The organism is Emticicia sp. CRIBPO, assembly GCF_009905725.1.
Classification (GTDB): domain Bacteria; phylum Bacteroidota; class Bacteroidia; order Cytophagales; family Spirosomataceae; genus Leadbetterella.
Map to the genome: position 1 here is coordinate 1 of NZ_JAAAKV010000019.1, position 15,194 is coordinate 15,194.

The window sequence follows — 15,194 nt, forward strand, 5'->3', positions numbered from 1 at the left end:
TATCAGGGGATAAAAGGGAACAACTCGTTTGACTTCAAAGCTTCCAATCTTCCGGCCGGAGTGTATCTCCTGAGGGTCAAATCGAAAGGAAAGATTGAGTCTAAGAAAATTGTCATTGAATAAGTGGCAAGGTAGTGTTATTAAATTATTAAAGGTCTCGTTTATCCAAATAAACGAGACCTTTATGTTTTAGTATCTCTGGTTAATTTATTAATTCACCTTTTACATCACTACTTGAATCACCCAAACAATTCCGAAAACACATCCTCCAGCTTATCGACCGCACTGATTTTGATCTGAAAATCATTGATGTTTAAACCTTTGAGGTTGTTCCTGGCGATGAAGATTTTAGAGAAACCCAGCTTGGCAGCTTCGGCTATCCTGCTTTCTATCCTGTTGACTGCTCTTACTTCTCCACCTAAACCACATTCTGCAGCAAAACAAATGCCCTGCGGCACAGCGATGTCCTCATAAGAAGATGCTATGGAAACGCAGACAGCCAGGTCAATGGCAGGGTCTTCCACTTTCAATCCTCCGGCAATGTTCAGGAACACATCCTGGGTGCCCAGTCTGAAACCTCCGCGTTTTTCGAGCACGGCCAGCAGCATCTGAAGTCTTCGGGGATCAAAACCATTACTGCTGCGTTGTGGCGTACCATAATTAGCTGTACTGACCAGTGACTGTATCTCGATCTGCAAAGGCCGGTTGCCTTCAATCATGGCCGCTATTGTAATACCACTCAGCTGCACGGGCCTTTCCGAAATTAAGATTTCCGAAGGATTGCTCACTTGCCTTAAGCCAGTGCCCAACATCTCATAAATACCTAATTCTGAAGAACTTCCGAAACGGTTTTTGGTAGTTCGCAATATCCTGTAGGTCATATACTGGTCTCCTTCAAACTGCAGAACCGTATCGACCATGTGTTCCAGTATTTTGGGCCCGGCAATGGAGCCGTCTTTGGTGATATGCCCGATCATGATTACCGGAATGTCTGATTCTTTGGCAAATTTCATGATTTCGGCAGCACATTCTTTGACCTGCGAAACACTGCCTGCCCCGCTTTCAATCAGTGGAGACACGAGGGTCTGAATGGAATCGATGATTACGACATCAGGTTCTACCAGTTCTATCTGCTTAAAAATCTGGTCGGTAGCCGTTTCTGTGAGTACATAACAACGGGGATTTGAAAAAGCCAGACGCTCGGCCCGCATTTTGATTTGCTGCTCACTCTCTTCTCCTGAAACATATAAAATTGTATAATCCGTCAGACTAAGGGCAATCTGCAGCATCAGGGTTGATTTTCCAATACCCGGTTCTCCTCCGATCAGTACCAGTGAGCCCGGCACCAACCCTCCTCCCAACACCCTGTTGAGTTCTTCATCTTCAGTGATGATCCTGTATTTCTCTGCCGCCGTAATTTCATCAATCAGCTTGGGCTTTGATACAGGACGGGTAGCGTTTGACCCGAACCTCCAGTTTCCTTTTTCCGGCTCGTCTTTGGCTATTAATTCTTCCACGAGGGTGTTCCATTCCCCACATGAGGGACACCGGCCCAACCATTTGGGGGAGTTATAACCACATTTTTGACAGAAATAAGCGGATTTTAATTTAGCCATTTGTTAAGCCCTCGTTAATGATGTACGATCAGCCCGCAAGATACGTTTAATTGACAATTCCGGAAAATAGTTTTTCCATCAGAACCTGTAAACTTGACAAATATGAAAAAAGTGTTTTTAGCATTCGCGGCCTTGTTAACGGCTCATTTTACTTATGCTCAGTCGGGCATCGGCATCAAAGGCGGGGTCAACCTGTCCAATGTGTACACCGACGCCGGTTCTTTCAAAAACAACATCAACCAAAGCCTGGATACCAAAACCGGTTGGGTTTTCGGGGTCTGGGGTCGCCTGGGCAACAGATTTTACCTGCAACCCGAATTACTGGCTTCTACCAAAGGCGGGAAGGTTGAATTCACACCTTCGGGCAGCGGAGCCTCCCCTACCATTGTCGATGTCAAAACCACTTATCTTGATGTCCCGCTGCTGGTCGGGTTCAAACCTGTCAAATTTATCCGCCTGATGGCCGGCCCTGTGGCTTCGATCAAACTCAGGGAAGACGAAAAATTGCTTGAAGCCATTAAAACCTATTCCAACGATACCGACCAGGCGTTTGAAAAAATGAGTTATGGTTATCAACTGGGTGTCGGCATCAAATTACTCGGCCTTGAGCTTGACCTCAGAAAAGAAGGGAGCCTGTCGGATGTATCCGCCATTAAATTCTCAAATAATGAAAAGTTCAGTCAGAAACTAAACGGCTGGCAGTTTACCGTTGGTTTTAAAATATTGTAAGACTATTCTTCATGGTATTCAGATAAGTAGAAATGCTTTCTGAATACCATGCCTCCTGCCAGAAGTAAAACCCCTGATAAAACCAGCAACGGAATTTTAAACATAATCAGCAAAAACAAGCCTATTCCGCCAAAGAAAAGCCTCTGCATAAAAGCATCTTTGGAAATGCCGTTGACATAATGCAGATGATGCATTAAAAGGATAATGCTCATAATAAATATCAAAAGCTGTATCATAAACACATAACTGACTTCACCGGGCAGATTTTTTATCAGCACCAGCAACTCCGGAATCAGCAGCACAGCATAAGTGATCAGATAACCTGAATACCGCTTTCCAAAACCCAAAGGCAGGTTTCTCAGCAAACCCAGGTGCAGGTGTTCAAACTGAAAATATTTCTGATTGAAAACAATATGGGAAGCCCCAACCAGAAGTCCTGCGATGGCGAGGAAACGCTCGTCGTAATCATCCGTAGGATACAAATAACAAAAACCCAACAGAACGGCCATACTGAAAAGCTTGGTAATCAGTAATAAAACCGGTTGTCTGGCAGACAAATACCTGACAAAAAACAGGTAAGAAGGTGTCCTGAACTTTGAAAAAACGCTTTGAAAAGTCCTCGGAAGTAATTTTTCGGGATTGGGCATACGGATCCGGTATTCCATCACCAGAGCCCCGGAAATGATCAGAACCAGGTTAATCAGCACGATGAGACCGGCAGGGCCATATCTTTTTTCATCTATGCCGATTTTGATCATCGCCAGCGAATACAAAAAAGTAAGCTGAAGAAGATTGAACATCACCAGGCAAAAAACGGCCAGTCTTTTAGCCAACGGAAATAACCTGGCCTGGTATAAAAACTCATATTGCCTGGACTCCAGAAGTCTGAGATTAAACAAACTTACTTTTAAAGCATACACTGCCCAAACGATAAAAGTGAGCAGCATCAGTGCCGGTAATCTGAGAATAAGTTTGATGATGGTAATGTGCTCAATAGCTCTCAGGAAGCCGAAACAGAACAACATCAGCACAAAAATAAAGACCATATTCTGTCGATAATATTCCGCCACAATGCTCTTGTTAAATATATTCAGGAGGCTCTTCATATAACAGCGATGGTCTGATTTTGTACCAGGTAAGTGTGTCCCAGACTCAGCCGCTCCAGCCGGAAATCCTGATGCGACGACAGCAGAAAATTCACAGCCTTATTTTCGTGATAGTCTTTGATCAGTTCATACACTACTCCGGCAGACTGCTCGTCAATGGTAATGAGGGGTTCATCCAGTAAAATAAGATGGGGTTTGCCTAAAAAAGCCGTAAGCAAAGACACTTTCTTCAGCATCCCGCTTGAGTAAGTACCCATGGGCTTCTTCCAGTATAAACTCACACCGAGGGCTTCGGCCAACTGATCCAGCTGTCCGGCCTCAGCTTTTTTGGCTTCTGCAATGAACGTAATGAGGTCAAATGCTTTCAGATAGTCAGGATAAAGCGGTTCAGCCTCACTCATATTAATCAGAAACCTGTAGGCCACCGGGTCTTTCCTGATGTCGGTTCCGGCAAGTTCAACTTCTCCGTCAAAAGGAATTATCCCGGCCAGAGATCTGAAAAAAGTAGATTTTCCCGAGCTGTTGACACCTTTTATCCAGTGAATCCCTTCAGGAATATCCAGTTTTTCGACCCCGATTATTTTATGGTTATTAAAGCTTTTGGAGAAATTCCTGATTTTAAGCATACCCGGTTTAGATTTTGAAGCGAATTAAGTGTTTTTTGACAAAATCAAAACCCTGATTTATTCAGATGGCAAATAAATGGTTTAACTGGTATGGCATTTCAAAATGATTAACTTTGCCGTATACTTTTCAGATGATATGATATTACTGACCGGCATAAAATTCACCAAAATCAGAGGCATAGCCCTCTGGCCATTTGTGTTGGTACAAACCAAAAACCCAGGTCAGATCCTCATCAATCATGAACGTATCCACCTTCGTCAACAAGCCGAAACGGGCATTATTTTATTCTACTTCTGGTACGTTACAGAATGGCTCTGGCACTTCGTCAGGCTGAGAAACTGGTGGGCGGCCTATCATCAGATCAGCTTCGAAAAAGAAGCCTATCGCAACGAAACCAACCTGGATTACCTGAAAAACAGAAAGTTATGGAGTTTTGTGAAATATATACGGTGAGCTGACCCAGAGCCTCCGTCAATCATCTATTGAATCATTCAAAACTGTCTGTTCTTCATTCATTAAACCGTCTCGGAAAACATCTTCTTCCGTAAATCCGCCCTGTTAAGGTATTGATCGAAAACCATGCTGATATTCCTGATAAAAGGCCTGCCTTTTTCTGTAACTCTCAGACCTTCTGCATGATAGACAATTAATCCGTCTTCAGCCAGGCCTTCCAGTTTATCAAAGATTTGTGTTCTTTCTTCTGCCGTCCAGGTTTCGTCAGGCCAGGAGGTCTCAAACCGGCACATGATATTCGTAATCTGTTCTCTCACAAAAAGGTCCTCAGTAGTTAAAAGGTGCCCTTTTCCTAAAGGTAAAACCCCTTCTTCCACACATTTTTTATACGTATCAATGTCCTTGATATTCTGAGCAAAAGCTCCTCCGGAATCCGAAATCGAAGAAACACCCAGTCCGATCAGTATTTTTGAATCCGAAGTGGTGTAACCCATAAAATTCCTGTTGAGTGTCCCCTCATTCATGGCTCTGAAAAGTTCGTCGTGCGGCAACGCAAAATGGTCCATACCCACTTCAACATATCCGCCTTCTTCGAGACTGGTCAAGCCATATTCATATAAAACCCTCTTATTTGCTCCTGAAGGCAGGTCATTTTCGTCAAATCCCCGCTGTCCATTGCCTTTCAGCCATGGCACATGAGCATAAGAGTAAAAAGCAATCCTGTCCGGATTCAACTTCAATGTCCTACTGATAGTTTGATCTATAGCGTTTAAACTCTGAAAAGGCAGACCGAAAACCAGATCATGGCTGATTGAAGTGTAACCTATCTCACGGGCTTTTTCCGTCACATACTTCACATTTTCAAACGGCTGAATCCTGTGAATGGCTTCCTGCACCCTGGCATCATAATCCTGCACCCCGAAACTCACTCTCCTGAAACCCAGATCGTATAAAGTCTGGAGATGATCTGCAGAAGTATTATTGGGATGTCCTTCAAAACTGAACTCATGATCCGGAGCAATTTCAGAAGTATTTATAATCCCTTGCAACAGCCTCTCAAGATTGGCGGGAGCAAAGAAACTGGGTGTGCCCCCTCCCAGGTGCAACTCCCGGATGACCGGCATGACGGGCATCATATGGAGATACAGCTGCCATTCTTTTAATACGGCGTCAATATAGGAATTTTCTACCTCATGATTTTTTGTGATCCGTTTGTGGCAGGCACAAAAAGTACACAGACTTTCGCAGTAGGGTAAATGAATGTAGACGCTGATGCCTCCGGCTATTTTTCCAGCCGATTTACGAATCTCATCCTGCCAGATAGCGGTATCAAAAGCCTCAGTATTCCAGAAAGGGACCGGCGGATAACTGGTATATCTTGGTCCTTGCGTGGTATATTTTTTTATAATTTCCCTGTCAGCCTGCTGCCTGTTTTTGATTTCGTAAAGCCCTTTTGTCATCCTGAGTAGTATTTTTTACAAAATTATGTGCCCTTTCAACCTATATTTATGATATTTGTCAGTGTTTAATATGAGAGTTAAGAGATATACGCGTTAAATTCATTTTATCATTACATCATGAAAATCATTATCATTAATGGCCCGAACCTGAATCTTTTGGGAAAAAGGGAACCCGAAATTTATGGAAATCAGACTTTTGAACAATATTTCGAAATGCTGAAAGAGAAATTTACTTCGGTTGAACTCCACTATTTCCAGTCGAATCACGAAGGTGCGATTATCGACAAAATACATGAGATCGGATTTGAATTTGACGGCATTATCATCAACGCCGGGGGCCTGACCCATACTTCGGTGGCTTTGGCCGATGCCCTTTCCGCTGTTAAAACACCTGCCGTAGAAGTACATATATCCAATATACACGCCAGGGAATCGTTCAGACACCATTCTTATCTGACCAGCAGATGCAAAGGAATGATTTGCGGACTGGGTCTGAAAGGCTACGAACTGGCCGTAAAATGGTTTGCGGATTAAATTAACCTGATCTTTTTTACCCCTGTTTTCGTTCTGAAAACCAGCTGCTTATTGATCCGATATCGCTTTCAAAAATGACAAAGACTACTCTAAACTGGCATTTAAGCCCGTTTTAGGTTACCTTTGTACAAATTTATGGCTATGACAAAATTTTTTCTTGCGTTTTTACTGATCTCTTTTGTTCAATTTCAGAGTTTTGCAACACCCCATTCAGAACTCCCTTCAGACGAACCGTGCAAGTACTATATCGATGAATTAATCAAATATGCTAAGAAATTCAGAGGTATCAGGTACCGTTCAGGCGGCAGCAAACCTTCAGGTTTTGATTGCTCGGGGTTCGTGTCTTATGTATACAAAAAATTCGATATCAGCCTGGAAAGATCATCAAGAGATATGTTTACCAAGGGATTGACCGTAGATATTCACAAATGTCTTCCCGGTGACCTCATCTTTTTCAGCAGAAGTTCGAAATCCGGCAGCACCATCTCCCATGTCGGTATTGTGATCAAATCAGAAAACGAACAGTTAAAATTTATTCATTCATCAACCAGAAACGGGGTCCTGATCAGTGATCTTTCTGAAAAATACTACACCACCCGGTTCAAAGGCATCCGCAGGATGAACGCCATCGTTGACAATTTCCACTTCCCTTACTATAACAGTTTCCTGAAAGAAGAAGAAACGAAAAATTAACATAGCCCTGCCGGTCTTTTCGCAATTTCTCATAAATAGCGAGGAAAAATGAGGTATTTTTTATACAAAACGTAGAAATAAATCCACTGATTTTCTACCTGGAATAAAAAGTACTCCGGAGAAGCGACAATAATTAACTGTATTTCAACAAATTAACAAAAACTATTATTCCTCCGTCCTGATGGAACTGAGATTTCATAGCTTTTCAAAATTTAACTGAAATAGCCATGAGGACTTTTACCCTTCTGTTTTTTCTTACGGTCTGTCTTAGCTCCTGCCAGGGGGATGGCGTCCTGCCGGTTTTTTTACAATTCAACAGGAACAGCATGGCCGACAAAATTTCAAGCGGCGTGGTGACGGGATATACCGAAACCAGGGATCTCAGTTACGGTACAGATGAGAGGTTTCACAGATTCGACATGCACAAACCCACATTTGAAGGTAATCCTGAACCTTCCGTAGCCATGATCATGATCCATGGGGGAAACTGGTATTTCCTTGACAAAGGCTTCAACGATGGTTCTATCCGGCTGTTGAAAAACAAGAAAAAGAACATTACTGTTTTTAATATTAACCTCCGCCTGACCCAGATGAAGGGCATTACCTATCAGAATCAGCTGGAGGACATCGGGCAGTTTATCAGCTTCCTCGAAAGAAACAAAAAGGTGTATAATTTGTCCGGAGATTATATTTTGTGGGGATACAGTTCCGGCGGCCACCTCGCCCTGACCTACAGCTATATGAATTCAAAAAACAGGCAGATCAAGGCCGTGGTTTCTGTAGCCGGGCCAACAGACCTGCGGGATGAATCCATCAGAAACAGGCTTTACAGTGTCTACAATGAAAATCTGACGGAGCTTGTGGTCGGACGCACTTACCAGGAAGACCCCGCATCCTTTGCAAAAGCAAGCCCTTATTATTATGTAAAACGGAATGTAACACCCACTATGCTGTTTTATGCCGCAAATGACGAGATCGTCCCGTGGTTTCACGGAGAACTGCTGGCCGATCAGCTGAACAAAGAAAAGAACAAGGTATCATTTGTAAAGTTTGAAAAAGACACACACAATATTGAAAGTATGGACGAGAGTTTTGACCGTATTTTTGATTTCTTAAAAGGTATTTAATACCCCTGAAAACCACGTTTAATGACCAGAGGCTGTTGCAGTATTGCAACGGCCTTTTTTTTCAAAAAGGTGTAAACACCCTTAAAAACCCGGTCTAAAACCTCTCCCCTTCGCTTTTAAACGATACTGAAAATCAGCCTATTACCTCGCTTATTCGGGTTTTTCAAACCTGTTTTTACTGCATTCAGATTCCCATCTTTGTATCGTGTTACCATCATTAGAGGTTCTGAAGTGGTTCACTTTCAATAATACTTCATATTGAAAATGCTGCTTTCGGACCAGGGGAAATATTAAACAATTTAAATCATTAAAAACATGTCAACGATCATCAAGGGAAACATTCTGGGATTCAACTGCGAGGAATGTTTTGAAATCCTGTCCGCCACCAAAGTAAAGCTCTACGCCGCTGAGAGGCAGTCCGTCACAGAAATTACAGAAAGAGGAAAAATAAGGCCTCTGTCTGAAGAAGAAATCGAAAAAAAGGCTAAAAGGCTCGTAGGCGAAGCCCTTTCTGATGAAGCCGGAAACTTTGAAATTAAAGTGGATGAAAAATACAGCCAGTCTTATATCGAGGTGGATTTTGAATGTGGCTCCGTTCCGCGTAAACCGTTTCCTCCAAAAAACGGTGAACTTCTTCAGTTTCACCTGTTTTCTTTTCAACCCAAATGGGATCTCAGAGAGGAAAAGAACGCCTATCATGAACTGAGGATTAAACTGCCTTATTCATTCTGGTGCTTTATCAAAGGCTACTTTTTTGATGTCTGGACCATCTGCGGAAGACTCACCAACTGTGAAACAGGAAAACCTTTGCGTGGTGTAAAAGTGATCGCAATGGACGCCGACTTCATCACAGACGACCGCCTCGGAGATGACATTACGGATTTGAACGGGAAGTTTACCATCTATTATTCTTCCAAAGACTTCAAAAAGACCTTCCTGTCTCCGCTGATCAACATCGAAACAGACATCAGCGGGCCGTTCGCCAGCGGGCCGGACGTTTACTTTAAACTGGAATATGACGGTCAGCAATTTGACCTGGAAACCAAAGCCGACCGCAGAAATAATGTCGGGTATTGTTTGTGTGTAAAACTTTGCGTCAAGGAGTTAATCCCTTCCGACAATTCAGTGCCTCCTTCATTTACGCACATCGGCATTGCACGCTTTACCCCTATCCAGTCCGGCATCAACTCAGCCACAGGCAAAACACTGGATGGATTTGCTCATCAGGGCAGCCTGAACCTGGTCGGGGCCATCAGTCAAAAACTGAATAACCAACCCATGGAATACATGTTTGAATATCAGCAGGTAACAAATCCTTCAGCAAGCCCGTTACCAGGTTCCTGGTTGCCCGTTGTGCCCAATATGATAGAAAGGACACGAATAGGTTATCTTTATACTCCTTCCATGGATATCAATAATCCGATAGATAAAGAATATGTGTATGTCAACGGCATCGCCCCGGATACCATAGCAGCTTTTAACGGAAACTGGATTAAGGTCCCTCAGGATGTCAATTTTGCGGCGGGAAATGACAATGCCATACTTCGACTTAATACGACAAAAATCAACGGTGGCGAACTCACTCAGCTGAACATGGCAATGCCGACCTCACAGATAGGATCAGCTACCGTAAATGCCGGAAGACCTCATACTAAAAACAAATATTTTGCTTTAAGAATGAAGGTCAGAGAAGCTGGAAACAATGCCACCATAGCCATTGCCGGCACCTCGAAACCGATTGCCATTTTCAACGTTTCTTATGATAACGTCAACAAACACGGCTCCTGGGCACCTACTTCAGAAGGTGGGCAAGGCATTGCCGTCTCTGTCGACATACAGGAGATCGTAGCAGGAGCTGTAGGATGCAGCAAAATAACTAATGCTTTGCATGTAAAATACGAAGCCCGAAACGAAAACCTGGACTCTGTCAGCCTGTCTATCACCGGCCCGAGAAAACCAGGTCAGAGTTTCGACTTTCCTCCGATAGCTTTGATGCCTGCTCCTGAAACTTTCGGGACCACGCAGCTGGTCTTTAACCCACCAACTCAGACGGTACAGGACATGCTTCCATGTGCGTACACTGTCCACATTTCTGCCACCGCCAAAATCACAGACGGAGAGTCAAACCTCCCGGCTCACCAGGATTTTGTTTCGTTTTGTAAGGTGGATTGACTTAAAACCTGGAAAATATACTCACAGAGTATCTGTTTTTCGGGGCTTATAGCACCCACAACAAAAACAGGGAAAGCACCGCAAAGTGCTTTCCCTGTTTAAAATCATTATTTTTACCTGTTACATCTTATTCTGTGCTGCCTGCTGCTTTTCGTAGAATTGCAGGAAGCCGTCAATCTCTTCTATCGGGATCCTTTTGGCAATGATCCTCTTTTTGCTGTCAAGGATATAACTGGTCGGAGTAGAATAAACATCAAAATTATTCCTGAAATAATATTTCTGTTTAGCGTCCCAGAGGTTTTTCATTTTCCCGGTTTTGTAGGTATTGATAAACTTCAGCATTTTCTCCGGCTCATAATCGATACTGATGTTATATATCTCTACGCCTTTTAACTTCAGTTCATCGTAGGTCTTCACCAGTTTCGGAGCATTGTCTTTACAATGTCCGCAATCGGGGCTGTAGAAATAGACCACCGTGTATTTGGCCGTTGAGTTCAGGACATTGAATTCTTTGCCCAGTGTATCAGACAACACAAGACTCGGAAACACCACACCCGTTTGCAAAGGCTTCAGGATGGTCACACGCTCCACAAATTTGGCTCTCTGGGTAGAATCAAGCCAGGTGGCATCTTTCATATAATAATTTTCGGCCAGGTGAACAAATACCCCATCCAGCCCTACGATCTCTGTATTTTCATATTTATTGGTGATCATCCAAAGCACATACCGGTAAACTTCCTGGTTCTTTTTCGATCGCATGATTACCCTGTCTGCATCGTGAATTACAGAATCTTTCACCTGGTAGACCAGTTCTTTAAAATATTTTTCAATTTTTGACTGCAGAAAAGGTGTTCTCAGCATTCTTTCATCTGTAAAGTCAAGGTTATCAAAATAATGGGCTTTGTAATTATTGAACAGTGCCGTAGAATCCGTTTTCCCGTCGGCTTTTTTAGGCACTTCCTTGGGCATTTCAGGTTCCATATTGGCCTTGATAACTTTGGCGGCAAATGTTCCGGGATTGTTTTTGACAGTAGCCTGCATATAGTCCGTCACTTCTTTCTGAAGCCCGTTCATTTTATTCCTTGCGGCTTCCATCGCGGTCGGGTCAGTGGCCGTCTGCATGGTCCTCGACAGCTGGCCTGCCTCAGCACTTTTTTCAGCCAGGTATTTACGGTATCCAAACAAAATATCGTTTTCTTTCGAGCCTTTGAATTTTACGGATTTGACAAAATCAACCGTATCTGCTTCTATTTCGATGTCCTTTTCCGTTCCGCTCACCACAAAATCATAATATTGGTTGGCTTTCAGTACGATCAGGTAAATCCCTCCTTTAAGCGGCTCCGAGCCCTTAAAATGATAATATCCATCCGTAAGTTTAGCTGAATCTACCTTGATATACTGGTTGTAACCGAAAAAATGTGCCAGGTGCACGTATTTATCCTTAGGCCCGTTAATTTTTACTTTGATGCTGTAATTGCTTCCTTGTGAAAAGGCAAAATGGAAGCAATTAAAAAACAAAAGCGTAAAAAAAAGAGTGCTTTTTTTCATTTTCAATTTTAGTTTTTTTTACAAATTTAACTCAATTCGGATACAAATATTATTTTTTACAAATCATTAAATTTCCCGGCTGATAAACAAGCCCACAACAGGTAACCCTCTTATGGATATGATCACATAAAAATCATACCAAAACAACCCTTCTGACACATCTATTCAACTGACGTACCGGATTATTCTTTTACTTAAAACTTCAGAATAAAATCAGCAAGGTTTTCCTCGGTATTCAGATTGAGCTTCTGCCGCAGCCTGTAACGTTTCAGTTCCACACTCCGCATGGTGATGTTGAGCAACTGGGCTATTTCTTTGGTCGATAAATTCATTCTCAGGTATGCCGCCAGCTTGAGGTCGCCATGGGTCAGGTCAGGATATTCCTCTACCAGCCGTTTCAGAAAAGCCTCGTGGACTTTATTGAAATTACTTTCGAAAACCTTCCAGTCATGCTCCGTGCTGATGTTTTTTTCGATCAGGCTCAGGATTTGTTTGGGCGATTTCGTCGTATGTTCCACTTCCTCTTTTATTTTTCCCAGCAGCTCATTCTTCTTGATCAGCGTCATCATAGAATTAGCCAGTTCTTCCGACTTCCGGATGATATCAGACTCCAGCTGCTCGTTTCTGAGCCTGATGATTTCCTGCTGATTTTTCTCTTCCTGCTCTTTGTGCTTTTGCTCTAGACTTTCTCTCAGATGATCTTTCTGGGTTTTGAGCCTTTTGAGGTGAAGCTGGTAAAGCCAGAAAAACAAGCCCGCCAGTAAAAACAAATAGATGGTTTTACTCCACATATTCCAGTACCAGGGCGAAGAAATCTCAAAAGAAAAAGTACTTTCCAGGTCACTCAGGTTCGACCTGACATGAAAAGTATAAGTCCCCGGCGGCAGGTTGCTGTACTCTTTTTTATTTATCCCCGCATAATCAGACCAGATATTGGAATAGCCTTCCAGCCAGAAACTGTACTGGATGGCTTTATCATACACCGGCGAAGAAAAGCAAATCATCAGGCTGTTCTGATCATAGTCATAATAGTATTTCTCATTTTTCTGATGATAGAAATACCTGTTCAGAGACGGATTGTCAGGAAAAAGAGCCGCCCTGATCATCGGCTCTTCGATTTTCTCATTGAGCAGTCCCGACAGGATAGATTCAGGCATGACCGCAAAGCCGTCTTCCGCACAAAACAACAGGTGCTGAGCATCCAGAATAACAATATTCTCTGAACCGTCCACCCATTTGTTTTTCCTGATGGGTATCTCTTTAAAAGGACTGTCGTTTTCGATCAGACCCAGGGCCTTGTTCTTATCAATAGCCAGCAAAACTTTAGGCGAAACAACAAAAAGTTTCACTATCTGTCGTAGATTCCTCTGCTGATTGAGTTGTTTATCCTGCGTCAGGGTTTTCTTACCGGAATCGTAACTGTAAATCCCGATAGGTGTTGTCACTATGATTTTGTTTCCGATCTGGCCCAGGTTCGTCGTGCTGGTCCTGAAAGCCTCTTCTTCAAAAACCTGCAGCCTTTCCACTTTTCCGGTAGCCAGGTTCAATTTATAACTGGCTATGCCCTTATTCGCAAAATTAACCCAGATATTCCCTTCACTGTCTTCTTCCAGCTGATTGACAGGAGCTGACAAACCGGCCAGATCTTTTAAAAACCTCCATTTGCCTCCGGCATCTTTCTGATAAAGACACAGTTTGGTGTAAGTCCCCTGAATTAAAAAATCCGGATGTTTTTTCAGTTTCTTGATTACCCAGCCCCCTGTAATGGTCGAAACAAGCTCAGCTTTCAGATTACTGATCCTGAAAGTGCCGTTATTATGCCCGCACAACAATTGCCCGTCAATCACCTCCAGGTCCCACACCTGCCCCTGTGTCTGGGGAATCAGCTTAAAATCAGGTTTGGCACTGCCCGGTGTAGCCACAAAAACACCATGATTGGTGCCAATGTATAATTTACCCTCATGCAGGGCCGCATCAAAAACTGTCCCGATGCTTCCTTCAGCGTCGGAATAGTATTTGACAGGCAGATTCAGGTTGATCAGGTCAATACCATTGTCCAGCCCGATCCACAGATCGCCGGAACGGTCTTTTTTCAGAGACAGCACCGTATTATTCTGCAGTCCGTTCTTTTTATTATAATGATTCAGAATTTCCCCTTTACCGTTCGTGATCACTACGCCGTCCAGGATAGTCCCGAAAGCATACCTGTCCTTATCCAGTACGATGGCCCTGTTCAACTGGTTATGCTGAAAAAATGAATTAATCACCCCGCCAAACGGACTGAAGCCTTTCTCATTATAGACAAATACGCCCTTGTCAGTACACACCAGTATTTCCCCCGGTTTGCTTCCGGGCAGAAAAGCATGGACGGAGGTTTTGCCCAAAAACTCGCTTCCTTCCACCAGGGTGAATTTTTCATTTTTCAACTCAAAAATCCCTTTGTTCAACCCTTCGACATACAGCCTGTTGTCTACCTGGTGTACAAAAAGCACGTTACCCGGAGTCGTGAGTTTCTTTACCTGGTTGTTCCTGTAAAGATATACATACGCAAAAGATTGAAAAAGCACCCCTTCCTCAGTACTGATAATGTTCCAGACAGCCTCCTGTGCAAAATCTTTTCCGGGCACCAGTGTTTTCAAAGAATGATAAATCAACCTGCCGAAAGAATCCTGCTGCCAGTAACCGAACTCGCCCAAAGCTCCCGTAAAAATCTTCCCCTGGTCATCAATAAAGATAGACCGGATGGCCGACGGACTCTCATAAAGTTTCCAGACACTCCCGTCATATTCCAGCAATCCCTTGGAATTGGCAAAGTACATGATGCCGGTCACCGGTGACTGGGCTATTCCCCAGTTCTGGCGGCTCGCGTTGTAATTTTCGTTACTGAAATGCTGGATATTGACTTGCCCCAATATGATATTACTTTGTCCGGAGCTGCAAAAATATGGTCCGAAAAACCATACAAATAAGGATAATTTTAGAATTCTGATTTTCAAGCGATGATGTATTAAAAAAGATGCAAGGATACTGCTTTTTTGTAAATAGGCAGCCTTTTTTGAGGCAAATGTACATATTTTTCTTGAAAAAACAACATAATGATGTGGTTATGATGTAGTCCTAAATTAGGAG

General features: G+C 43.1%; 13 protein-coding genes. 7 read left to right on the plus strand and 6 right to left on the minus strand.

Annotated features, from left to right (window positions below):
* Positions 1-9 precede the first annotated feature (9 nt).
* Positions 10-123 carry a T9SS type A sorting domain-containing protein gene (locus tag GVN16_RS26370; RefSeq protein WP_409013202.1) on the plus strand — a complete coding sequence of 38 codons (114 nt, stop codon included), beginning with the start codon at positions 10-12 and terminating at the stop codon, positions 121-123.
* Between the two features lie 116 nt (positions 124-239).
* Here the strand turns inward: GVN16_RS26370 and radA are convergent, their stop codons facing one another.
* The gene (gene radA / locus GVN16_RS25275) at positions 240-1,616 is read right to left on the minus strand and encodes a DNA repair protein RadA (RefSeq protein ID WP_166566766.1); all 1,377 of its coding nucleotides are present in this window, start codon (positions 1,614-1,616) and stop codon (positions 240-242) included.
* Between the two features lie 102 nt (positions 1,617-1,718).
* Here radA and GVN16_RS25280 point away from each other — a divergent pair, with 102 nt between their 5' ends.
* Positions 1,719-2,345, plus strand: a complete 627-nt coding sequence (locus tag GVN16_RS25280; protein WP_166566767.1) for a porin family protein — start codon at positions 1,719-1,721, stop codon at positions 2,343-2,345.
* 2 nt (positions 2,346-2,347) lie between these two features.
* Here GVN16_RS25280 and GVN16_RS25285 read toward each other — a convergent pair whose 3' ends face one another.
* Positions 2,348-3,451 (minus strand): hypothetical protein, encoded by a 1,104-nt coding sequence (locus GVN16_RS25285; protein WP_166566768.1) that lies wholly within the window; start codon positions 3,449-3,451, stop codon positions 2,348-2,350.
* Entirely contained in the window at positions 3,448-4,077 is a 630-nt protein-coding gene (locus GVN16_RS25290; protein WP_166566769.1) for an ATP-binding cassette domain-containing protein, read from the minus strand. The genes GVN16_RS25285 and GVN16_RS25290 overlap by 4 nt, the downstream gene beginning before the upstream one ends.
* Positions 4,078-4,213: 136 nt before the next feature.
* Between GVN16_RS25290 and GVN16_RS25295 the strand changes: the two genes are divergently transcribed.
* Complete coding sequence (locus GVN16_RS25295; protein ID WP_166566770.1) at positions 4,214-4,531, plus strand: hypothetical protein; 318 nt, start codon at positions 4,214-4,216, stop codon at positions 4,529-4,531.
* A gap of 62 nt (positions 4,532-4,593) precedes the next feature.
* On the opposite strand, the gene hemN is transcribed toward GVN16_RS25295, so the two are convergent.
* Positions 4,594-5,991, minus strand: coding sequence for an oxygen-independent coproporphyrinogen III oxidase (gene hemN / locus GVN16_RS25300; RefSeq protein ID WP_166566771.1), 1,398 nt, complete (start codon positions 5,989-5,991; stop codon positions 4,594-4,596).
* Between the two features lie 117 nt (positions 5,992-6,108).
* Here hemN and aroQ point away from each other — a divergent pair, with 117 nt between their 5' ends.
* From aroQ to GVN16_RS25320, 4 genes are all read left to right on the plus strand, one after another.
* A complete protein-coding gene (gene aroQ / locus GVN16_RS25305) occupies positions 6,109-6,525 on the plus strand; it encodes a type II 3-dehydroquinate dehydratase (protein ID WP_166566772.1) in 417 nt (138 codons plus the stop codon).
* Positions 6,526-6,666: 141 nt separating this feature from the next.
* Complete coding sequence (locus tag GVN16_RS25310; protein WP_166566773.1) at positions 6,667-7,218, plus strand: C40 family peptidase; 552 nt, start codon at positions 6,667-6,669, stop codon at positions 7,216-7,218.
* Positions 7,219-7,445: 227 nt separating this feature from the next.
* Positions 7,446-8,345 carry an alpha/beta hydrolase gene (locus GVN16_RS25315; RefSeq protein WP_166566774.1) on the plus strand — a complete coding sequence of 300 codons (900 nt, stop codon included), beginning with the start codon at positions 7,446-7,448 and terminating at the stop codon, positions 8,343-8,345.
* 315 nt (positions 8,346-8,660) lie between these two features.
* A complete protein-coding gene (locus tag GVN16_RS25320) occupies positions 8,661-10,517 on the plus strand; it encodes a hypothetical protein (protein ID WP_166566775.1) in 1,857 nt (618 codons plus the stop codon).
* A gap of 120 nt (positions 10,518-10,637) precedes the next feature.
* On the opposite strand, the gene GVN16_RS25325 is transcribed toward GVN16_RS25320, so the two are convergent.
* Positions 10,638-12,065 (minus strand): TlpA family protein disulfide reductase, encoded by a 1,428-nt coding sequence (locus tag GVN16_RS25325; protein ID WP_166566776.1) that lies wholly within the window; start codon positions 12,063-12,065, stop codon positions 10,638-10,640.
* 194 nt (positions 12,066-12,259) lie between these two features.
* Positions 12,260-15,061 carry a two-component regulator propeller domain-containing protein gene (locus GVN16_RS25330; protein WP_166566777.1) on the minus strand — a complete coding sequence of 934 codons (2,802 nt, stop codon included), beginning with the start codon at positions 15,059-15,061 and terminating at the stop codon, positions 12,260-12,262.
* Positions 15,062-15,194: the final 133 nt, after the last annotated feature.